The organism is Streptomyces sp. DG1A-41, assembly GCF_037055355.1.
Lineage (GTDB): Bacteria > Actinomycetota > Actinomycetes > Streptomycetales > Streptomycetaceae > Streptomyces.
Genome location: NZ_CP146350.1, coordinates 3,441,363 through 3,463,889, shown reverse-complemented (window position 1 = coordinate 3,463,889; position 22,527 = coordinate 3,441,363). Strand labels below are relative to the sequence as shown.

Annotated in this window: 15 protein-coding genes and 2 pseudogenes; 16 read left to right on the top strand and 1 reads right to left on the bottom strand. The window is 71.8% G+C overall.

Going from position 1 to position 22,527, the window contains the following annotated elements:
* The first annotated feature begins 164 nt into the window (after positions 1-164).
* From V8690_RS16050 to V8690_RS16010, 9 genes and pseudogenes are all read left to right on the top strand, one after another.
* On the top strand, positions 165-1,166 hold the full coding sequence (locus V8690_RS16050; RefSeq protein WP_338779485.1) for a hypothetical protein: 1,002 nt from the start codon (positions 165-167) through the stop codon (positions 1,164-1,166).
* Between the two features lie 152 nt (positions 1,167-1,318).
* Entirely contained in the window at positions 1,319-2,704 is a 1,386-nt protein-coding gene (locus V8690_RS16045; protein ID WP_338779483.1) for a nitrate/nitrite transporter, read from the top strand.
* A 192-nt stretch (positions 2,705-2,896) separates the two neighbouring features.
* Complete coding sequence (locus tag V8690_RS16040) at positions 2,897-4,048, top strand: uroporphyrinogen-III synthase (RefSeq protein ID WP_338779480.1); 1,152 nt, start codon at positions 2,897-2,899, stop codon at positions 4,046-4,048.
* A 251-nt stretch (positions 4,049-4,299) separates the two neighbouring features.
* A complete protein-coding gene (locus V8690_RS16035) occupies positions 4,300-4,893 on the top strand; it encodes an ABATE domain-containing protein (protein ID WP_338779478.1) in 594 nt (197 codons plus the stop codon).
* A gap of 373 nt (positions 4,894-5,266) precedes the next feature.
* Positions 5,267-5,788 (top strand): sigma-70 family RNA polymerase sigma factor, encoded by a 522-nt coding sequence (locus V8690_RS16030; RefSeq protein WP_010039908.1) that lies wholly within the window; start codon positions 5,267-5,269, stop codon positions 5,786-5,788.
* Positions 5,788-6,615 carry a zf-HC2 domain-containing protein gene (locus V8690_RS16025; protein ID WP_338779474.1) on the top strand — a complete coding sequence of 276 codons (828 nt, stop codon included), beginning with the start codon at positions 5,788-5,790 and terminating at the stop codon, positions 6,613-6,615. Before V8690_RS16030 ends, V8690_RS16025 begins: the two co-directional genes overlap by 1 nt.
* 60 nt (positions 6,616-6,675) lie before the next feature.
* Positions 6,676-8,962, top strand: a pseudogene (locus tag V8690_RS16020) (UvrD-helicase domain-containing protein).
* A gap of 332 nt (positions 8,963-9,294) precedes the next feature.
* On the top strand, positions 9,295-10,725 hold the full coding sequence (locus V8690_RS16015; RefSeq protein ID WP_338779472.1) for an NAD-dependent malic enzyme: 1,431 nt from the start codon (positions 9,295-9,297) through the stop codon (positions 10,723-10,725).
* A gap of 311 nt (positions 10,726-11,036) precedes the next feature.
* Entirely contained in the window at positions 11,037-11,318 is a 282-nt protein-coding gene (locus tag V8690_RS16010) for an HU family DNA-binding protein (RefSeq protein WP_338779471.1), read from the top strand.
* Positions 11,319-11,432: 114 nt separating this feature from the next.
* Here V8690_RS16010 and murA read toward each other — a convergent pair whose 3' ends face one another.
* Positions 11,433-12,773, bottom strand: a complete 1,341-nt coding sequence (gene murA, locus V8690_RS16005) for a UDP-N-acetylglucosamine 1-carboxyvinyltransferase (protein WP_338779470.1) — start codon at positions 12,771-12,773, stop codon at positions 11,433-11,435.
* A gap of 243 nt (positions 12,774-13,016) precedes the next feature.
* Here murA and V8690_RS16000 point away from each other — a divergent pair.
* The 7 genes and pseudogenes from V8690_RS16000 (at position 13,017) to V8690_RS15970 (ending at position 22,406) form a co-directional block, all read left to right on the top strand.
* Positions 13,017-13,597, top strand: a pseudogene (locus V8690_RS16000) (YqgE/AlgH family protein).
* 29 nt (positions 13,598-13,626) lie between these two features.
* Complete coding sequence (locus V8690_RS15995; protein ID WP_010039914.1) at positions 13,627-13,908, top strand: DUF3039 domain-containing protein; 282 nt, start codon at positions 13,627-13,629, stop codon at positions 13,906-13,908.
* Between the two features lie 204 nt (positions 13,909-14,112).
* Positions 14,113-15,738 carry a beta-N-acetylhexosaminidase gene (locus tag V8690_RS15990; RefSeq protein ID WP_338779465.1) on the top strand — a complete coding sequence of 542 codons (1,626 nt, stop codon included), beginning with the start codon at positions 14,113-14,115 and terminating at the stop codon, positions 15,736-15,738.
* Positions 15,739-15,998: 260 nt separating this feature from the next.
* Entirely contained in the window at positions 15,999-16,892 is an 894-nt protein-coding gene (locus tag V8690_RS15985) for an FAD binding domain-containing protein (RefSeq protein WP_338779463.1), read from the top strand.
* Positions 16,889-19,561 carry a 2Fe-2S iron-sulfur cluster-binding protein gene (locus tag V8690_RS15980; RefSeq protein WP_338779462.1) on the top strand — a complete coding sequence of 891 codons (2,673 nt, stop codon included), beginning with the start codon at positions 16,889-16,891 and terminating at the stop codon, positions 19,559-19,561. The genes V8690_RS15985 and V8690_RS15980 overlap by 4 nt, the downstream gene beginning before the upstream one ends.
* The gene (locus V8690_RS15975; protein WP_338779460.1) at positions 19,558-21,867 is read left to right on the top strand and encodes a molybdopterin cofactor-binding domain-containing protein; all 2,310 of its coding nucleotides are present in this window, start codon (positions 19,558-19,560) and stop codon (positions 21,865-21,867) included. The genes V8690_RS15980 and V8690_RS15975 overlap by 4 nt, the downstream gene beginning before the upstream one ends.
* On the top strand, positions 21,867-22,406 hold the full coding sequence (locus V8690_RS15970; RefSeq protein ID WP_338779458.1) for an AAA family ATPase: 540 nt from the start codon (positions 21,867-21,869) through the stop codon (positions 22,404-22,406). Before V8690_RS15975 ends, V8690_RS15970 begins: the two co-directional genes overlap by 1 nt.
* Positions 22,407-22,527 lie beyond the last annotated feature (121 nt).

Here is a 22,527-nt window from a genome sequence, read left to right as displayed (position 1 = left end):
CCGGCCGCTCGGCCCTCGACTCAGCGGACACGGACTCTCCGCTTCCCCGCGTGGGTCCGCTTGAGGACAACGAGGCCCGTTCCCTTGGGCTTTCCCGGTGTGGAAAACTGCCTGAGTTGCGCATGTGAACAACTGTGCCCAGTGAGTGGCCGGGGAGCGGTGGGATGAGTAAGCGGCAGATGCAGAAGATGCTGCGGCTGATGGCGAGCGGAGAACCGGTCGAGCTCACCAGCCCGATGGCGTCCGTGAAGAAACTCGCCCGGCTGGCCTTCGTCGCCCAGCAGTTCGGCTACGAGTACGCGGACGTCCGGCAGAGCACCGGCCGCAACGGCGCGCTCACCATGCTGATCCTGCCCGACCCCAGCCCGCAGGCCCGGGCTCGGGCCGCACAGAACTGGGCGCAGTACCCGGGCGCCGGCGACGGTGTCTCCCTGCCGCCGCTCGTGCCGGACGCCTTCGAGCTCCTCAAGGCCCGCATCAACTTCGACCTCACCGGCAAGAACGCCGAGAAGCGCATGGGCTACGCGGCCCTCGGCGTCACCGTCGGCTGCGTGGTCCTCGCCTTCCGCACCGGCGGTGAGTCCTTCGACTTCATCGCGGCGGGCGTGGTGTGGCTGCTGTTCATGGCGATCTTCGGCATCGGGCTGCTGGTCACGCGCAAGCGCAACACGAAGTTCGCCGCGCGCTTGCAGGCGGCCGGCTTCATGCCGGTGACCGATGAGAACGGGCGGTTGCGGTATCTGCCGCCCGGGGCGCAGATGCCGGGGCGGGGCAATCCGTTCGGGGGAGGGCCGTACGGCGGCGGGCAGGCGCCCGGGGTGCCGGGCAGGCCCGGCGGGATGCCCACTCCGGCCGGTGGCTCCCCCGGGGGTTACGGACAGCAGGCGCCAGGGCCGTACGCCCAGCCGGCGCCGGGCCCGTACCCCGGGCAGCAGGCCGCCGGCCCGTACCCCGCGCAGCCCGCGCCGGGCCCCTACGGTGGCCAGCCCGCGTCCGGCCCGTACGGTGGTGGCCAGCCCGCGCCGGGCCCCTACGGTGGCCAGCCCGCGTCCGGCCCGTACGGTGGTGGCCAGCCCGCGTCCGGCCCGTACGGTGCTCAGACCCCCGGCCCCTACAGCCAGCCGTATTCTCAGCAGAACCCGCACTGGCAGCCTCCGCAACGCTGACACAAGCCGCCGAACCTCTCATCCCGCCCAAGGCCGGGGTGAGAGCAAAGTTCCCTCGCGGTCACCCGGTGGCACAGTCACGAAACGAGTCCTCCCTACCTTCGGGACCAGCACACATGGAACGACCGAGTCCCGGAGCAAGTGGAGGCGTCATGACAGGCCCTGGCACGGCACCCGCACCCCCGAGCAGGGGCGGACGCTGGATCCAGCACTGGGATCCGGAAAACGAGACCTTCTGGAAGGAGAGCGGGGAGAAGATCGCCCGCCGGAACCTCTTCTTCTCCGTGCTCTCCGAGCACATCGGGTTCTCGATCTGGACCCTGTGGTCCGTTCTGGTCCTCTTCATGGGCCCGGAGTACGGGCTGACCCCGGCCGACAAGTTCATGCTGACCTCGATGGTCACGCTGGTCGGCGCCGTCGTCCGCGTCCCCTACACCTTCGCCGTCGCGATCTTCGGCGGCCGGAACTGGACGATCATCTCCGCCGCCCTCCTCCTCGTCCCGACCGTCGCCGCGTTCACCGTGATGGAGCCGGGCACCTCCTTCTCCACCTTCCTGCTGGTCGGCCTGCTCGCCGGCGTCGGCGGTGGCAACTTCGCCTCCTCCATGACCAACATCAACGCCTTCTTCCCGCTGCGGAAGAAGGGCTGGGCCCTCGGCCTGAACGCGGGCGGCGGCAACATCGGCGTACCGGTGATCCAGCTGGCAGCGCTCGCGATCATCGGCGCCGGCGGCGGACCGCGCCTGCTGCTCGGGATCTACATCCCGCTGATCCTCGTCGCCGCGGTCATGGCCGCGCTCTTCATGGACAACCTGGAGAACGTCAAGAACGACACCGGTGCCGCCAAGGACGCCGCGCGGGACGCCCACACGTGGATCATGTCCTTCCTCTACATCGGCACGTTCGGGTCGTTCATCGGATACAGCTTCGCCTTCGGCCAGGTCCTCCAGAACCAGTTCGGACGCACCCCGCTGGAGGCGGCGTACGTCACCTTCATCGGTCCGCTCCTCGGCTCGCTGATCCGGCCCCTGGGCGGCTGGCTGGCCGACAAGTACGGCGGCGCGAAGATCAGCCTGTGGAACTACGTCTGCATGGGCATCGCGACGGCCATCCTGATCGGCGCCTCCATGGAGAAGTCGCTGGCGCTGTTCACCGTGGCGTTCGTGGTGCTGTTCGTCCTCAGCGGGCTCGGCAACGGCTCGACGTTCAAGATGATCCCGGGCATCTTCCAGAACAAGGCCCTCGCCAAGGGGCTGAAGGGTGAAGCGGCCGCTGCCTACGGGCGTCGCCTCTCCGGCGCCTCCATGGGACTCATCGGCGCGGTGGGCGCGCTCGGCGGTGTCGGCATCAACCTCGCCTTCCGCCAGTCCTTCCTCTCCTACGGCTCCGGCACCGGCGCCTTCGTCGCCTTCCTCGCCTTCTACGCGGTCTGCTTCGCGGTCACCTGGGCCGTATACCTTCGCCGTACGACTCCCCGGGTACCCGCCACGACGGCGACCTCGGAGGCGGAGCCGCAGCTCAGCTACGCCAAGGTGTGACGTTAGTGCTGATCCGGGGGACGACCCCCGGATCCCCGGCCGAAGCCCGTAGCCGTCGATCCGGCGGAAAACGGCATCGGTAACACGAGCGACATCAAGCGGATCCGAGCCTGTCACGAGCCGTTGACAGGCTCGATCGGCATGTAGGTACGCCGTACCCATGTACGACGACTCGAGTGCGGGACGAGAGCCATGTACGAGGAAGAACAGCGACCGGACCACGGGCCCCTGGCGGGTTTCACCGTGGGCGTGACGGCCGCGCGCCGGGCCGACGAGCTGGGCACGCTGCTCCAGCGGCGCGGTGCCGCCGTTCTGCACGCCCCTGCCCTGCGGATCGTGCAGCTCGCCGACGACAGCGAGCTGCTGGCCGCGACGAAGGAGCTCGTCCGCCAGGTGCCGGACATCGTGGTCGCCACGACCGCGATCGGTTTCCGGGGCTGGGTCGAGGCCGCCGACGGCTGGGGGCTCGGCGACGATCTGCTGTCGCGTCTCGGCCGCGTACGGATCCTGGCGCGCGGCCCCAAGGTGAAGGGCGCGGTCCGGGCCGCCGGGCTGACGGAGGAGTGGTCGCCGTCGTCGGAGTCCATGGCGGAGGTGCTCGACCGGCTGCTGGAGGAGGGCGTCGACGGGCAGCGGATCGCGATCCAGCTGCACGGTGAGCCGTTGCCCGGGTTCGTGGAGGCGCTGCGGGAGGGCGGGGCCGAGGTCGTGGGCGTGCCCGTCTACCGGTGGATGCCGCCGGAGGACATCGCCCCGGTGGACCGCCTCCTGGACGCGACGGTCTCCCGGGGCGTGGACGCGCTGACCTTCACCAGCGCCCCGGCCGCGGCCTCCCTGCTCTCCCGGGCGGAGGAGCGCGGGATGCTCCCCGAGGTACTGGAGGCCATGAGCCACGACGTGCTGCCGGCCTGCGTGGGCCCGGTCACCGCCCTGCCGCTCCAGTCCCGCGGCATCGACACGATCCAGCCCGAGCGCTTCCGGCTCGGCCCCCTCGTCCAGCTTCTCTGCAAGGAACTGCCCGGCCGGGCCCGCGCGCTGCCGATCGCCGGGCACCGGGTGGAGATCCGCGGTCACGCCGTCCTGGTGGACGGGGAACTCAAGCCCGTGCCGCCGGCCGGCATGTCCCTCCTGCGTGCTCTCTCCCGCCGCCCCGGCTGGGTGGTCGCCCGCGCGGAACTGCTCCGCGCCCTCCCCGGTTCCGGCCGCGACGAGCACGCGGTCGAAACGGCCATGGCCCGCCTCCGCACGGCCCTCGGCACCCCGAAACTGATCCAGACCGTGGTCAAACGCGGCTACCGCCTCGCCCTGGACCCGGCAGCGGACACGAAGTACGCGGACGCGTGACCGCATCCGCGGGTTGAGCGAGATACCGCCATGCTGACGCCGCCCGCGCGTCCATTGCCGCTCGGCGTGGGGCGCGCGCCATGGCCGGAACCCGTGCCGGGGCGAAGCCGCGCCTCACGACGGGCCCGTGCGAGGGGTTTTCGGCTTCGCGGTGGGCAGGCACTGTAAGAGGGAACGGTTTCCCAGCCCTCTCACTGGCGCCCCACCGAACCCCTCGCGACCGGGGTGCACCCCTAGGCGGTGACAGGCACATGGCACTGGGTACGGCCACGGCCCCGTACGAGCTGCGCTTCGATGCCGGGCGGATCTGCCTCGATCTGCTCTCCACCACGCATCCGGAGGAACGGCTGGACTCCGTGGACGTGCTGCGCGCCTGGATCACCGGTTCCGGGCTCGTCCCGGCGGACACCGCCCTGGCCCACGCCGACGCCACCTGGCCGGCCGCCTTCCGCGAACTGCGCGGCCAGATCGACCGGTTGGTGCGCGGCTGGCCGGGATCCGGAGCCCGGGCGTACGACTTCGCGCTCGCGCGCGTCAACGACCTCGCCCGTACGGCGCCCCCCGCCCCGCGCGCCGTCCGCGGTGGAGACGGCGAGCTCGTACGGCGGTTGGACGGCCCGCCCGGCTGCCCCGCCCTGCTCGCGGTCGTCGCCCGGGACGCCGTGGACCTGCTGACCGACCCCGTCGCCCGCGCGGCCCTGCGCCAGTGCGAGGGCGACAACTGCCCGATCGTGTACCTCGACACCTCCCGGGGGCGCAGGAGGCGCTGGTGCTCCAGCGAGGTTTGCGGCAACCGCGAAAGGGTCGCCCGGCACCGCCGCCGCGCGGCGCTCACTCGCGCTTAAATCCCTTTTGTCCTTCACTGCAAGGCCGTTGGATGGTCGCTGCACCCAATTCCCCTGTCCTAAATGCGACTTCTGTGGACGTGCTGTCGAAGTGATTTCGATTACACGCCGTTTACCTACGCCCCCGTAGGGAAAGCCTGGCTTGATTTGATCGATGTGGCGGAAATGTAAAGAACATGGGGTGGGAATGTGCTCCCATGTCCCCCTCGTCACGCCACTCCGAAGAAATCTGTCACGCCTCTTTGAACACCCAACGGCTCGCATCCGTACGGCATGTGGAGCGACCGACTGGGGGAACCCCCGGACACCGGAGGTGGGCGTGCGCAAGGATTCCGTCGTGGCCAATGAACGTGCACCGAGGGCCCGACATCGCATGTCCCAGCCCTCGGAACCCGACGAGGAGCTGATGCGTGCGCTGTATCGCGAACACGCCGGACCCCTGCTTGCGTACGTCCTGCGCCTGGTCGCCGGAGACCGGCAGCGCGCCGAGGACGTCGTGCAGGAGACGCTCATCCGTGCCTGGAAGAACGCCGGTCAGCTCAATCGGGCGACCGGATCGGTACGCCCCTGGCTGGTGACGGTCGCCCGGCGCATCGTCATCGACGGCCACCGCAGCCGGCAGGCCCGGCCGCAGGAGGTCGACCCGTCGCCGCTGGAGGTCATCCCCGCGGAGGACGAGATCGACAAGGCGCTGTGGCTGATGACTCTGTCGGACGCACTCGACGACCTGACTCCCGCCCACCGGGAGGTGCTCGTCGAGACGTACTTCAAGGGGCGTACCGTCAATGAGGCGGCCGAAACCCTGGGCATACCCAGCGGAACCGTCCGCTCCAGGGTGTTCTACGCCCTGCGTTCGATGAAGCTCGCACTGGAGGAGCGGGGGGTGACGGCGTGATGAGTGTTTACGGGGGAAACCAGGGATTCGGTACGGGAGGCATGGGTATGTCTGGACCCATGCAGGGATCTCCGGTGCCGAACGAGCACGAAACCGTCGGTGCCTACGCTCTCGGCATCCTCGACGACGCCGAAGCAACCGCTTTCGAAGCCCACCTCGCGACCTGTGAATGGTGCGCCCAGCAGCTCGACGAGCTGGCCGGCATGGAGCCGATGCTCGCCGCCCTCGCCGACCTGCCCGGCTCGGGCACACCCGCGATCGGCGAGTCGCTGTCCGCGAAGCCCCGGCCGCGCCTGGTGGAGAAGCTGGTCGACGAGGTCGCCGACCGCCGCGCCCAGAAGCGCCGCCGCAGCTTCTACATGGTGGCCGCGGCCGGCGCGCTGATCATCGGTGGCCCCTTCGTCGCGGTCGCGACGAACGGCGGCGGTGACGGCGGCGGCGCCGAGAACCGCCCGCTCGCCTCCAGCCCCGCCAAGGAGGCCTTCGACGGCATCTCCGACAAGATCACGGCCACCGACCCCAACACCAAGGTCTCCGCGACCGTCGCCGTCCAGAAGAAGGACTGGGGCACCGGCACCGTCCTGGAGCTGAAGAACCTCAAGGGCCCGCTCAAGTGCGCCCTCGTCGCGGTCGGCAAGAACGGCGAGCGCGAGACCCTCGCCTCCTGGTCCGTCCCGGAATGGGGCTACGGCCTGCCGGACGCCAAGTCCGAGAAGGCCAAGGAGCCGCTGTACGTCCAGGGCGGCGCCGCCTTCGAGCCGAACCAGATCGATCACTTCGAGGTAGTGACCTTCGACGGCAAGCGGCTGGTCGAGGTCGACGCGTAGCTTTACCGGGTCCCCTTCGCGTACGGTGGACGGCTGCCCAGCACGTCAGAAGGGGGCCCGGTGGCCGCTCAGGCTCAGCAGGAAACCGCGCTCGACTCCCTGAGAGACAGAGAGATCGGCGTCGAACAGGAACACCTGGACCGGGTGTACCGGCGTCTCGAGGAGAAGGTCCACGAGGCCGAGTTCCTCATGAACGACGCGGCCCAGCGCGGCCAGGTCGGCACACCCGGCGCGCTCGCCGAGCGGGACGCCCAGGTCTTCCGCGCCGGCATACACCTCAGCCGGCTGAACAACGAGTTCGAGGACTTCCTCTTCGGCCGCATCGACCTGCTGCGCGGCAAGGACGGCAAGAAGGGCCCCGACGGCGCCTACACCGCCGTGGAGCCCGCCGAGGGCGCGATCCGCGAGGACAACACCGCCGACATCGCCGAGACGCTGCACATCGGCCGCATCGGTGTCCTCGACCAGGACTACGCCCCGCTGGTCATCGACTGGCGGGCCCCGGCCGCCGCTCCCTTCTACCGGTCGACGCCCGTGGACCCCGGCCGGGTCGTCCGCCGCCGGGTCATCCGCTCCAAGGGACGCAGGGTGCTCGGCGTCGAGGACGACCTGATGCGCCCCGAGCTGACGGCCTACCTCGACGGCCACGAGCTGCCCGTCATCGGCGACGGCGCCCTGATGGCCGCGCTCGGCCAGGCCCGCAGCCACACCATGCGCGACATCGTCGCCTCCATCCAGGCCGAGCAGGACCTGGTCATCCGCGCCCCCGCCGCCTCGGTGACCTACGTCGAGGGCGGCCCCGGCACCGGCAAGACCGCGGTCGCCCTGCACCGCGCGGCCTACCTCCTCTACCAGGACCGCCGCCGGTACGCGGGCGGCATCCTGATCGTCTCGCCGACCCCGCTGCTCGTCGCCTACACCGAGGGCGTGCTGCCCTCCCTCGGCGAGGAAGGCCAGGTCGCCATCCGCGCCATCGGCTCCCTCGTCGACGGCGCCGAGGCCACGCTCTACGACTCCCCGTCCGTGGCCCGTGCCAAGGGTTCGTCCCGCATGCTCAAGGTGCTGCGGAAGGCCGCGCGCGGAGCCCTGGAGCTGAACGATTCACCGGCCCGGCTGCGCGTGGTCGCCTTCGGCCGCCGCCTGGAGCTGGAGGCCGAGCAGCTGGCGGGCATCCGCCGCGCCGCACTCGGCGGCACCGCCCCCGTGAACCTGCTGCGCCCCCGCGCCCGCAAGCTGCTCCTGGACGCCCTGTGGGAGCAGTCCGGCGCGGCCGGCCGGCACACCGACCCGGAGCTCGCCGCCGAGCTGCGCTCCTCCTTCGACGAGGACATCACCTCCGAGGACGCCTTCATCGAATTCCTCGACGCCTGGTGGCCCGAGCTGACTCCGGCGGCGGTCCTGGACGTCATGGCCGACGAGCGGCGCCTCGGCCGCTGGGCACGGCGGATCCTCAACCCCGGGGAGATCCGCAAGGTCGCCCGTTCCCTCAGGCGCGACGGCCACTCGGTGCACGACATCGCGATGCTCGACGAGCTCCTGGCCATCCTCGGCGCCCCGGCCCGCCCCCGGAAGAAGCGCGAACTCGACCCGCTCGACCAGCTCACCGGCCTGGAGGAGCTGATGCCGGTGCGCGAGGAGTCGCAGCGCGAGCGCGCCGAGCGGCTGGCCGCCGAGCGCACCGAGTACGCGCACGTCATCGTCGACGAGGCCCAGGACCTCACCCCGATGCAGTGGCGCATGGTCGGCCGCCGCGGCCTGGCACGCCACCTGGACGGTCGTGGGCGACCCCGCCCAGTCCTCCTGGTCCGACCCGGAGGAGGCCGCCGAGGCCCGCGACGAGGCCCTCGGCACCCGCCCGCGCCGCCGCTTCGAGCTCACCGTGAACTACCGCAACCCGGCCGAGATCGCCGAGCTCGCCTCGAAGGTGCTGGCCCTGGCCATGCCCGGCTCCGCGTCCCCGAAGGCGGTCCGCTCCACCGGAGTCGAGCCCCGCTTCACGGTCGTGGACGACACGTTGGCCGAAACCGTCCGCGCCGAGGCCGCCCGGCTGCTGGAGCGCGTCGACGGCACGGTCGGTGTGGTCGTTGCCATGCAGCGCCGCGAGGAGGCCCGGCGCTGGCTCGCCGGACTCGGCGACCGGGTGGTGGCACTCGGCAGCCTGGAGGCGAAGGGCCTGGAGTACGACGCGACGGTCGTGGTCTCCCCGGCGGAGATCGCCGACGAGTCCCCGGCCGGACTGCGTGTGCTCTACGTCGCACTGACCCGGGCCACCCAGCAGCTCACGGTCGTCTCGGCCGGACGGGACGAGCCCGACGCGGCCGGGATCCCGGACCTGCTCAGGGACTGAGGCCCGTTACCCACGTGTCGGCGAAATGAACTCCCGGTACGGGAATGGCCTTACGGGATCTGTTTGTTAGCCTGGACGTGGCACCGGCTCGATCCAAGCCCCCGGGCCCAACCTTCGTCGCTACGAGCGACCACTTGCCGCGAGGCGAGCATGGCGGGTCGGTGCCACCTACTTGTGAAGAGACCCACGTCCACAGTGACGTGGGTCTCTTTTTGCTGGCCTGTTCCGCGAACAAAACGTTCGCAATCGAGGGTGGCTACCTGCTACTCAGCGGTAGGTGCGACGATCGGACGGCACAACTCAGCGTCAGGTGAAAGCAGAGGAAGTCGGCCATGGCAACGGCGCCCAGCGTCTCCTACTCGATGACGGTCCGGCTGGAGGTGCCCGCGAGCGGAACCGCCGTCTCGCAGCTCACCACCGCCGTGGAGTCCTCCGGAGGCTCGGTGACCGGCCTCGACGTCACCGCGTCCGGTCACGAGAAGCTCCGAATCGACGTCACCATCGCGGCCTCGTCGACCGCGCACGCGGACGAGATCGTCGAAGAACTCCGCGGCATCGAGGGCGTCACGCTGGGCAAGGTCTCGGACCGGACCTTCCTCATGCACCTCGGCGGCAAGATCGAGATGGCGTCGAAGCACCCCATCCGCAACCGTGACGACCTGTCCATGGTCTACACGCCGGGCGTGGCCCGCGTCTGCATGGCGATCGCCGAGAACCCCGAGGACGCCCGCCGCCTCACCATCAAGCGCAACTCCGTTGCGGTCGTGACGGACGGCTCCGCCGTGCTGGGCCTGGGCAACATCGGCCCGAAGGCCGCGCTGCCCGTCATGGAGGGCAAGGCGGCCCTCTTCAAGCGGTTCGCCGGCATCGACGCCTGGCCGATCTGCCTCGACACCCAGGACACCGACGCGATCGTCGAGATCGTCAAGGCGATCGCCCCGGGCTTCGCGGGCATCAACCTCGAGGACATCTCCGCGCCCCGCTGCTTCGAGATCGAGGCCCGGCTGCGCGAGGCCCTCGACATCCCCGTCTTCCACGACGACCAGCACGGCACCGCGATCGTCGTCCTCGCCGCCCTCACGAACGCACTGCGCGTCACGGGCAAGGCGATCGAGAACATCCGGGTCGTCATGTCCGGAGCCGGCGCGGCCGGTACGGCCATCCTGAAGCTGCTGCTGGCAGCGGGCGTCAAGAACGCCGTCGTCGCCGACATCCACGGCGTCGTGCACGCGGGCCGCGAGGACCTGGTGGACGCCGCCCCGGGCTCGGCGCTGCGCTGGATCGCCGACAACACCAACCTCGAGGGCCTGACCGGCACGCTCAAGGAGGCCGTGCGCGGCGCCGACGTCTTCATCGGCGTCTCGGCCCCGAACGTCCTCGACGGCGACGACGTGGCCGCCATGGCCGACGGCGCCATCGTATTCGCGCTCGCGAACCCGGACCCCGAGGTCGACCCGGCAATCGCCCGCCAGACCGCGGCCGTTGTGGCCACCGGCCGCTCCGACTTCCCGAACCAGATCAACAACGTGCTGGTCTTCCCGGGTGTCTTCCGCGGTCTGCTGGACGCCCAGTCCCGCACGGTCAACACCGAGATGATGCTGGCCGCCGCGACCGCCCTCGCGGACGTGGTGACCGAGGACGAGCTGAACCCGAACTACATCATCCCGAGCGTCTTCAACGACAAGGTCGCGGGTGCGGTCGCCGGGGCGGTGCGGGAGGCCGCGAAGGCGGCGGGGGCGACGGCGACGACCTCACAGCCGTAGGGCGGCAGTCCTTCGGTCGGCTGTGAGGATTGCCACGACTGGCCCGGCAACGGCGCGTCGGGGAACCCCACCCCTTGGGCCGCCCTCTATCGTGTCGGCCAGGCTCAGGCCCTCTTTTCGTGTGACTCCCAAGGGTGTTCTCACGACTCCTGCGGGTGCCGGATTGGCTTTCCCGCCGCAGGTAGAGGCAGGATGCGTCCCTGGGCGCGAGGGTCTGACGACGGACCCGGGTCCGGGGACTCATTGAGGACCCTGGCAGCATCGGCTTCGATCTGACGCCTCAACGGCAAGATGAACACGGGAGTAACAACATGAACCGCAGTGAGCTGGTGGCCGCGCTGGCCGACCGCGCCGAGGTGACCCGCAAGGACGCCGACGCCGTGCTGGCCGCGTTCGCCGACGTGGTCGGCGACATCGTCTCCAAGGGGGACGAGAAGGTCACCATCCCCGGCTTCCTGACCTTCGAGCGCACCCACCGTGCCGCTCGCACCGCCCGCAACCCGCAGACCGGCGAGCCCATCCAGATCCCGGCGGGCTACAGCGTGAAGGTCTCCGCGGGCTCCAAGCTCAAGGAAGCGGCCAAGGGTAGGTGACCTGGTCGTTCGTACGTCTCAGGATGACGTACGAGGCACAGTGACATCAAAGGGGCGGCCACCCGAACCGGGTGGCCGCCCCTTTGGCATCACTGCGTGTGCTGACTGCCTGTGCTACCCGAGCGCCTTGCCCGGCAGTTCCACCTTCGCGCCCAGCTCCACGAGCTTCTCCATGAAGTTCTCGTAGCCGCGGTTGATGAGGCCGATGCCGTGGACGCGGGACGTGCCCTGGGCCGCCAGTGCCGCGATGAGGTACGAGAAGCCGCCGCGCAGGTCGGGGATGACCAGATCGGCGCCCTGGAGCTTGGTGGGGCCGGAGACGACCGCCGAGTGGAGGAAGTTGCGCTGGCCGAAGCGGCAGTCGGAGCCGCCCAGGCACTCGCGGTAGAGCTGGATGTGCGCGCCCATCTGGTTCAGGGCGGAGGTGAAGCCGAGGCGGGACTCGTAGACCGTCTCGTGGATGATGGACAGGCCCGTGGCCTGGGTCAGGGCCACCACCAGCGGCTGCTGCCAGTCGGTCTGGAAGCCGGGGTGGACGTCCGTCTCCAGCGCGATGGACTTCAGCTGGCCGCCGGGGTGCCAGAAGCGGATGCCCTCGTCGTCGATTTCGAAGGCCCCGCCCACCTTCCGGTAGGTGTTCAGGAACGTCATCATCGAGCGCTGCTGGGCGCCGCGGACGTAGATGTTGCCCTCGGTCGCCAGCGCGGCGGACGCCCAGGACGCGGCCTCCAGGCGGTCGGACAGGGCGTGGTGGGTGTAGCCGCCGAGTTTGTCGACACCGGTGACGCGGATGGTCCGGTCGGTGTCCATCGCGATGATGGCGCCCATCTTCTGAAGGACGCAGATCAGGTCCTCGATCTCCGGCTCGACGGCCGCGTTCGAGAGCTCGGTGACGCCCTCGGCGAGCACCGCCGTCAGCAGCACCTGCTCGGTCGCGCCCACGGACGGGTAGGGCAGCCGGATCTTCGTACCCCGCAGCCGCTGCGGTGCCTCCAGGTACTGCCCGTCCGCCCGCTTCTCGATCCGCGCGCCGAACTGCCGCAGCACGTCGAAGTGGAAGTCGATGGGACGGCCGCCGATGTCGCAGCCGCCGAGGCCCGGTATGAACGCGTGGCCGAGGCGGTGCAGCAGGGGGCCGCAGAAGAGGATCGGGATACGGCTCGAACCCGCATGGGCATCGATGTCAGCGACGTTCGCGCTCTCCACGCGCGTCGGATCCATCACCAGTTCGCCGGGTTCGTCCCCCGGACGGACCGTCACACCGTGCAGCTGCAACAGACCCCGTACGACCCGTACGTCACGGATGTCCGGAACATTGCGGAGGCGGCTCGGAGCGCTGCCCAGCAGCGCTGCCACCATGGCCTTCGGTACGAGGTTCTTCGCACCGCGGACACGGATCTCGCCCTCCAGCGGGGTTCCGCCGTGGACAAGCAGGACATCGTCGTTGACGGTCATGAATCTCGCGTTCCGTGGAGTCGGGCAGGGGCCAGGAGGGAAAGGGTAATCGCCCTCCACCCCCCTTCCGTAAGCCTGAGTCAGACCCAGCCACGTCATAGCTCTGTCACAACACGAACCGTTCTGTGCCGGGCACGTGGGGTCACGGTCGCGCTCGTGTGCGTGGGACGCATCAGTGCGCCCTGAGCTGCGTTCACTCCCGACGCCGCATTGCCTCCCCATGCGGAGGCAAGATGCGGGATCATGTCAGGCATGACCGAGGTGTCCTCGCTCACAGGGCGGTTGCTCGTGGCCACGCCCGCCCTGGCGGACCCGAACTTCGACCGCGCGGTGGTGCTGCTCCTCGACCACGACGAGGAGGGCTCCCTCGGTGTCGTCCTCAACCGACCCACCCCGGTGGACGTGGGCGACATCCTGGAGGGCTGGGGGATCTCGCCGGCGAACCCGGCGTCGTCTTCCAGGGCGGCCCGGTGTCGCTGGACTCGGCCCTCGGGGTCGCCGTCGTCCCCGGCGGAGCGTCCGGGGAGGCCGCACCGCTGGGCTGGCGCCGGGTGCACGGGGCGATCGGTCTGGTCGATCTGGAGGCCCCGCCGGAACTGCTGGCCTCCGCCCTCGGCTCGCTGCGGATCTTCGCCGGATACGCCGGCTGGGGCCCGGGCCAGCTGGAGGACGAGCTGGTGGACGGCGCGTGGTACGTCGTCGAGTCGGAGCCCGGCGACGTCTCCTCGCCGTCCCCGGAGGGACTCTGGCGCGAGGTGCTGCGCCGCCAGCGCAACGAGCTGGCGATGGTGGCGACGTACCCGGACGACCCTTCACTCAACTGATGTCTGTGACCTTCAGTACCCTTGGGCCTATGAGCACTCTCGAGCCCGAGCGCGGGACTGGTACGGGGACCCTCGTAGAGCCGACGCCGCAGACCTCCCACGGTGACGGTGACCACGAGCGCTTCGCCCACTACGTCCAGAAGGACAAGATCATGGCGAGCGCCCTCGACGGCACCCCCGTCGTGGCGCTGTGCGGCAAGGTCTGGGTGCCGGGCCGCGACCCGAAGAAGTACCCGGTGTGCCCCATGTGCAAGGAGATCTACGAGTCCATGGGCTCCGGCGACGACGACAAGGGCAAGGGCGACAAGTAGAAGGCCCGGTCCGCGCGGCGTAAGGCTTCCAGGGTGCGTTGTGCGCGCCCTGGGGGCTTTTGTGCTGTCCGGGTGCGGTGCTGCGCGGGGGCGCGGGATGCGTCTGCCGGGCGCAGAGTGGGCGAGGCCTCTTGTGGGCGTGGGTGAGCCGGGCGCGATTGCTGTGGCTGGCCTCCGGACCGGGCGGAGCGGTGAAGGGCTGACGTGACCGAACTGATTCCGAAGCCCCGCAGCGTCGCCGTCACCACCGGCGAGGTGCGGCTGACGGCGCACTCCCGGCTCTACACCTGCACCGGGACGCAGGGCGTCGGCCACTGGCTGCGCACCGTCCTCCGGCAGGCCACCGGCCTGCCGTTGCGCGAGGGGCGGGAACTCGACGACGCCGGCGGCGACGGCATCGGGCTCCAGCTCGCCCCCGAGCTCGGCCCCGAGGAGTACCGCCTCGTCAGCGACTGGAACGGCGTCCTCATCGAGGGCGGCAGTGCGGCCGGTGTCTTCTGGGGCGCCCAGACTCTGCGGCAGCTTCTCGGCCCTGACGCGTACCGCAAGGCCCCGCTCAGCCGCGACCGCGCCTGGGCCGTGCCGTACCTCACGATCGAGGACGCCCCCCGATTCCGCTGGCGCGGCCTCATGCTCGACGTCGCCCGGCACTTCATGCCCAAGGAAGGCGTACTGCGCTATCTCGATCTGATGGCGGCGCACAAACTCAACGTCTTCCACTTGCATCTGACGGACGACCAGGGCTGGCGCATCCAGATCGAGCGGCATCCACGGCTGACGGAGATCGGCTCCTGGCGGGCGCGGACGAAAACCGGCCACCGGGCCTCGCCGCTGTGGGAGGAGAAGCCGCACGGCGGCTACTACACCCAGGACGACATCCGGGAGATCGTCGCCTACGCCGCCGAGCGGCATATCACCGTCGTCCCCGAAATCGACGTACCCGGCCACTCGCAGGCCGCCATCGCCGCGTACCCGGAACTCGGCAACACCGACGTCATCGACACGACTGCCCTCTCCGTCTGGGACACCTGGGGAATCAACCCGAACGTACTCGCCCCCACCGACAACACCCTGCGCTTCTACGAGGGCGTCTTCGAGGAAGTGCTGGAGCTGTTCCCGTCGGAGTTCGTCCACGTCGGCGGCGACGAATGCCCCAAGGACCAGTGGCGGCGGTCCGGGACGGCCCAGGCGCGCATCAGAGAGCTCGGCCTCGCGGACGAGGACGAGCTCCAGTCCTGGTTCATCGGGCACTTCGACGCGTGGCTCTCCGCGCGCGGGCGCCGGCTGATCGGCTGGGACGAGATCCTGGAGGGCGGGCTGGCGAAGGGCGCGGCCGTGTCCTCCTGGCGCGGTTACGCCGGGGGTGTCGCCGCCGCGCGGGCCGGCCACGACGTCGTCATGTGCCCCGAGCAGCAGGTGTATCTGGACCACCGTCAGGCCCCGGGCCCCGACGAGCCGGTACCGATCGGGTGGGTGCGCACCCTGGAGGACGTCTACCGGTTCGAGCCCGTCCCGCCGGAGTTGACGCCCGAGGAGGCCCGGCACGTGCTCGGTACCCAGGCCAACGTGTGGACCGAGGTGCTGGAGGACCACGCGCGCGTGGACTACCAGGTGTTCCCCCGGCTCGCGGCCTTCGCCGAGGCCGCCTGGAGCGCCCTGCCCGCCCCGGCGGAACGGGACTTCGCAGGCTTCGAGCGCCGTATGACCGCCCACTACCGGCGACTCGACGCCCTCGGCGTCGCCTACCGGCCACCCGCCGGCCCGCTGCCCTGGCAGCGGCGCCCCGGAGTACTGGGCCGCCCGAAGGACGGCCCGCCGCCCAGCCGGTAGCCCCGGGCCGTCGCGACCGAACAGCTCGAACAGGCCACAGAAAATGGGCACAAGGGTCACCGAAAGTGCCAATCGGCACGCACTGGCGAACCCGTGCGAAAACGGACCATCTCCCCGGTGAGGTGGGCGAATACCTTCTAGTGGACCCGTGTCTTCGGCTCTCGCCAAGATGTGCCAGAGTTGCCACGTCCGCCCTGTCAGCACGTACCGTACGGCAGCACAGGTGGGACCAGGTGGGGCAGCGGGAAGGGGCAGCCGGTTTGACCACGCACGCACCGCAGGCGGCGCAGGCCGTCACGCTGCCCACGACGCTGGACGAGGCCGTCGCGGCACTCACCGCCGTGCCCGCCGCCGTGCCCGTCGCGGGCGGCACCGACCTGATGGCCGCCGTCAACTCCGGGCAGCTCAGGCCCGCCGCGCTGGTGGGACTCAACCGGATCAGCGAGATCCGCGGCTGGCAGTACCAGGACGGTCACGCGCTGCTCGGCGCGGGCCTCACGCACGCGCGCATGGGCCGCCCCGACTTCGCGGCCCTGATCCCGGCGCTCGCCGCCGCCGCGCGCGCCGCGGGCCCGCCGCACATCCGCAACGCCGGCACCCTGGGCGGCAACATCGCCTCGGCCGCCCCCACCGGGGACGCGCTGCCGGTGCTCGCCGCCCTGGAGGCGACCCTGATCGTCGCGGGCCCGGGCGGAGCCCGCCGGGAGATCCCGGTGTCGCACCTGCTGGCCGGGATGGAGATGCTGCGCGCCGGCGAACTCATCGGCTACGTGCGCGTGCCGCTGCTGCACGCCCCGCAGGTCTTCCTGAAGGCGACCGGCCGTACCGGTCCGGGGCGCGCGGTGGCATCCGTGGCCCTGGTCCTGGACCCCGCACGCCGGGGTGTGCGCTGTGCGGTGGGTGCCATTGCGCCGATGCCCCTGCGCCCCCTGGAGGCCGAGCAGTGGGTGGGCCGGCTCATCGACTGGGACAACAACCGCGCGCTCGTACCGGAGGCCCTGAGCGCTTTCGGGGAGTACGTCGCGGCGGCCTGCATCCCCGACGCGGCCCCGGCCGAGGACGGCTCCGTACAAAAGCTTCCGCCCGCCGTACTGCACCTGCGGCGCACCGTCGCCGCGCTGGCCCGACGAGCACTGGGGAGGGCGCTGTCGTGACCGACGACCAGCACGGAGAGGGCACGCCCCGGGGTGGGAGTCGCTGGGACCCGCTGCCCCAGGGCGAGTACGACGACGGCGCCACCGCCTTCGTCCAACTCCCCGAAGGGGGCGTCGACGCCCTGCTGGCCGCCGACAGTCCCCTCGCCGCGCCCGGCCACGGCTACGTACCGCCGCAGATAACGGTCGACACCGCCACGACCGGCGGAACCGACCCGGGGGCCCCGGCGGCGTGGCCGGTGCCCGGCGCGCCCGTCGACGGCGCCCAGTGGCACGACCCGCACGCGGCACACCAGCAGGGCCACGAGCACGGCGGCCACCAGCAGCCGGGGCACGACACGGGGGAGCGGTCGTACGGCTCCGAGGCGCCGTACGGATCCGGCACGCCGTACGGCTCCGGGGCGGCGCGGCACGGCGGCGGGAACGACCGCTTCACGTACAACCCGGGAGCCACGGGGCAGTGGCACTTCGAGGAGGCCACGGCGGCGGAGTCCGCGCCCGGCCATGACGTGACCGGGCAGTGGTCCATCCCCGTCGCCGGGGGTGATCTTCCGGACGAGTCGGGCGAGTTCACCACGTCCTCGCTGGTCGAGCAGTGGGGCGGCACCCCACCGGCCACGCTGCCGGGCGGTGCGCCCGCGCCGTGGGCGACACAGGCGGCGGGCCTGCCCTGGGGGCAGCAGGACACGGCGGGACAGGAGCAGGCCGGGCCGGGCTATCCGCACGGGCACGAGCAGGACGGCGGACACGGACACGGGCAGCCGGGGGCTGCCGGGCCGGCCTCCGGGTACGCACCGGATCCGGCCGCCCGGAGCGCCCACGCCCCGGGGCAGCCGCCTGCCGGGCCTCTGCCGCAGGAGGCCGACCCGGCGGCCGGCCACGCCCCGGGAGCGGCCGACGGCACCGGTCACGTGCCGCAGCAGCCGGAGGGTGCCGCGCAGGCGCCGGAGCCGTCCGGCTTCACCGGTCATGGGGCGGAGTCGTCCGGGTTCGGCGGTCATGGGGCGGAGATGCCCGGCGCCGGTCACGCACCTCAGCCGTCCGACGGTGCCGGCCATGCGCCGGAGCAGCCGGCTTTCGCCGACCACGGGTCGGATCCACACGGCTTCACGGACCACGGCTCGGAGTCACCTGCATATACGGACCACCGTCCGGAGCCGTCGGCTTTCGCCGACCACGGGTCGGAGTCGCAGGGCGTGCCCGGCCACGGTTCGGATCCGTCCCCCTTCACGGACCACGGCTCGGAGTCGTCCCCCTTCACGGACCACGGCTCGGAGTCGTCCCCCTTCACGGACCACGGCTCGGAGTCGTCCGCCTTCACCGGCCACGGCTCGGATCCACACGGCGTACCCGAGTCGCAGGGCGTGCCCGGCCACGGGACGGAGTCGCACGGCGTACCCGGCCACGGGTCGGATCCGTCCTCCTTCACGGACCACGGTTCGGATCAGTCCGCCTTCACCGACCACCACCCGGAGCCGCACACCTTCACGGACCACCACGGCCCGGAGCCCTCCGGCTCCCCCGGTCCGGAGCCGTCGGGCGCACCCGGCCACGTCCCGGAGCCGTCCGGTGTACCGGGACACGCGCCGGAGCGGTCGGGCCACGTCGGCGACCCGACCGAGCACCCCGCTGCCGCCGATGACGCACCGGAGCACCCCGGGCCCGCCGCGCACGCCCCCGAACAACCGGCGTCCCCCCAGCCGTACCCCGAGGCCCCGGGCGAGGCCTCCGGTGAGCCCGTGCCCGAGGCGCACGAGGAAGCCGCCGCGCCCTCGCCGACCCTCCAGGAAGCCTCACAGGACGCTCCCGGCCCCGATGAGGCCGCCGAGGACGCCCCAGAGGCCGCCGAGGGCGCCGACGCCCCCGCCGAGCCGCTCGCCGGGCCCCTCCCGGCCGAGGCGGACCCGGAGGCCGCCGACGGCGAGACCCCGGACGACCCGGCACCGCAGGACCCGTCCGCCGCTCCGCACGACTCGGCCGACACCCAGGGCGAGGCGTCCCAGGAGCCGCCCTCCACGGCCCCGCAGGAGGAACACCCCCTCGCCTCCTACGTCCTGCGCGTCAACGGCACCGACCGCCCGGTCGGCGACGCGTGGATCGGCGAGTCCCTGCTGTACGTGCTGCGCGAGCGGCTCGGACTCGCGGGGGCCAAGGACGGCTGCTCGCAGGGCGAGTGCGGCGCGTGCAACGTCCAGGTCGACGGGCGGCTCGTCGCGTCCTGCCTGGTCCCGGCCGTGACCGCCGCCAGCAGCGAGGTCCGTACCGTCGAGGGCCTGGCCGAGGACGGGCAGCCGTCGGACGTGCAGCGGGCGCTCGCGCGCTGCGGCGCCGTGCAGTGCGGCTTCTGCGTCCCCGGCATGGCGATGACGGTGCACGACCTCCTGGAGGGCAACCCGGCGCCCACCGAGCTGGAGACCCGCCAGGCGCTGTGCGGCAACCTGTGCCGCTGCTCCGGCTACCGGGGCGTGGTGGACGCCGTGCAGGAGGTCGTCGCCGAACGCGAGGCACACTCCGGGCCCGCCGACGGCGACACCGACGAGGCCCGTATCCCGCACCAGGCGGGCCAGGGCGCCGGCGGCGTCAACGCGTCGGCTTTCGGCTCGCCCCCGGAACCGCACACTCCAGACCCGCATGACCAGCCCCACGGCCAGGACGGAGGCCCCGCGTGAGCAACGAAGCAGCCACCGCGCAGGCCGCGGAGGCCGCCCCCGCCGCCGAACCGCTGCCGCACGGCCTGGGCGCCGCCCTCCCGGCCGCCGACGCCCGCGCCAAGACGGAGGGCACCTTCCCGTACGCCGCCGACCTGTGGGCCGAGGGCCTGCTGTGGGCGGCCGTGCTGCGCTCACCGCACCCGCACGCGCGCATCGTCTCCATCGACACCTCCCACGCGCGCGAGATGCCCGGCGTACGCGCCGTCGTCACCCATGAGGACGTCCCCGGCAGCCCGTTGCACGGCCGCGGCAAGGCCGACCGCCCGGTTTTCGCCTCCGAGGTCGTACGCCACCACGGCGAGCCCATCGCCGCCGTCGCGGCCGACCACCCGGACACCGCGCGGATGGCCGCCGCCGCCGTCATCGTCGAGTACGAGGTGCTCGACCCGGTGACCGACCCGGAGCAGGCCTTCGAGGCGGAGCCGTTGCACCCCGACGGCAACCTGATCCGGCACATCCCGCTGCGCCACGGCGACCCGGAGGCGGCCGGCGAGATCGTCGTCGAGGGCCTGTACCGCATCGGCCGCCAGGACCCCGCGCCCATCGGCGCCGAGGCGGGCCTGGCCGTGCCGCGCCCGGACGGCGGCGTGGAGCTGTACGTCGCCTCCACCGACCCGCACACCGACCGCGACACGGCCGCCGCCGCCTTCGCTCTGGAACCCGAGCGGGTCAAGGTCGTCGTCACCGGTGTCCCCGGCGCCACGGCCGACCGCGAGGACCAGGGCTTCCAGCTCCCGCTCGGCCTGCTGGCGCTGCGGACCGGCTGCCCGGTGAAACTCGCGGCCACACGCGAGGAGTCCTTCCTGGGGCACGTCCACCGACACCCCACCCTGCTGCGCTACCGCCACCACGCCGACGCCGAGGGCAGACTCGTGAAGGTGGAGGCGCAGATCCTGCTCGACGCGGGCGCCTACGCAGACACCTCCGCCGACGCCCTGGCCGCCGCCGTCGCGTTCGCCTGCGGCCCGTACGTCGTCCCGAACGCCTTCATCGAGGGCTGGGCCGTACGCACCAACAACCCCCCGTCCGGCCACGTACGCGGCGAAGGCGCCATGCAGGTCTGTGCCGCCTACGAGGCACAGATGGACAAGATCGCCAAGAAGCTCGGTTTCGACCCGGCCGAGGTGCGGCTGCGCAACGCCATGGCGACGGGCGACGTGCTCCCGACCGGCCAGACGGTGACCTGCCCGGCCCCGGTCGCCGAACTGCTCCAGGCGGTCCGGGACTTCCCGCTCCCGCCGCTGCCCAAGGACACGCCCGAGGAGGAGTGGCTGCTGCCCGGCGGCCCCGAGGGCGCGGGCGAACCGGGCGCGGTGCGCAGGGGCGTGGGCTACGGCGTGGGCATGGTGCACATGCTCGGCGCGGAGGGCGCGGACGAGGTCTCCACGGCGACCGTGAAGGTCCACGACGGTGTGGCGACGGTGCTGTGCGCGGCCGTCGAGACCGGCCAGGGCTTCACGACCCTGGCCCGGCAGATCGTGCAGGAGACGCTCGGCATAGACGAGGTGCACGTGGCGCCGGTCGACACCGACCAGCCCCCGGCGGGCGCGGGCTGCCGCGGCCGGCACACCTGGGTGTCGGGCGGCGCGGTGGAGCGTGCGGCCAAGATGGTCCGCACGCAGCTCCTCCAGCCGCTCGCCCACAAGTTCGGCATGTCCACGGAGCTGCTCCAGATCACCGACGGCAAGATCACGTCGTACGACGGAGTCCTCTCGACGACCGTCACCGAGGCGCTGGACGGCAAGGAACTGTGGGCCACCGCCCAGTGCCGCCCGCATCCGACCGAGCCGCTGAACGAGGCCGGCCAGGGCGACGCCTTCGTCGGCATGGCCTTCTGCGCGATCCGCGCGGTGGTGGACGTCGACATCGAGCTCGGTTCCGTACGGGTCGTGGAACTGGCCGTCGCCCAGGACGTGGGGCGGGTTCTGAACCCCACCCAGCTGGCCGCCCGGATCGAGGCGGGCGTGACCCAGGGCCTGGGCATCGCGCTGACCGAGAACCTGCGCACCCCCCGCGGCCTGATCCGCCACCCGGACCTGACCGGCTACGCCCTCCCGACGGCCCTCGACGCGCCCGACGTCCGCATCGTCAGGCTGGTCGAGGAGCGGGACGTGGTCGCCCCCTTCGGGGCGAAGGCGGTCAGCGCGGTGCCGGTGGTGACGTCCCCGGCGGCCATCGCGTCCGCCGTACGGGCCGCCACGGGCCGCCCCGTGAACCGGCTGCCGATCCGCCCGCAGGCCGCGGTGGTCACGGAACGGTCCTGATGCCGGAGCTGGACGGGGTCGTCCTGGTCACCGGGGTGATGGCGGCCGGCAAGTCGACGGTCGCCCAAGCGCTGGCGGAGTCCCTGCCGCGGGCCGCGCACGTCCGCGGGGACGTGTTCCGGCGCATGATCGTGTCCGGCCGGGAGGAGTACCTCCCCGGCGCCGGGGGCGAGGCCGAAGTCCAACTCCGGCTCCGCTACCGCCTGTCGGCGGCGACGGCGGACGCGTACGCCGAGGCCGGGTTCACGGCCGTCGTGCAGGACGTCGTGCTGGGCGAGGACTTGAGGACGTACGCCGGTCTGGTGCGCACCCGCCCGCTGTCCGTGGTCGTCCTGGCGCCACGCCCTGAGGCGGTGGCCGTGCGGGAGGCGGATCGCTCGAAGACGGGATACGGTGCCGCCTGGTCCGTCGGCATGCTGGACGAGGAGCTGCGCACGCGGACGCCGCGCATCGGGCTGTGGCTGGACACCTCGGAGCTGACGGTGGGACAGACCGTGGAGGCGATTCTGGCGGAAAGGGAACGCGCGAGGGCGCTCTGAGCGTCTGGTGAGGTGGACGCGCAGTCGCTGGGGGGCGCGTCGCTGTTCCGGGGCGTTGTCAGTGGTGGGGCGTACTGTTCTGGGCAGTGGGGGACGGCTGCCGGGCCTGGCCGGGCGGTCT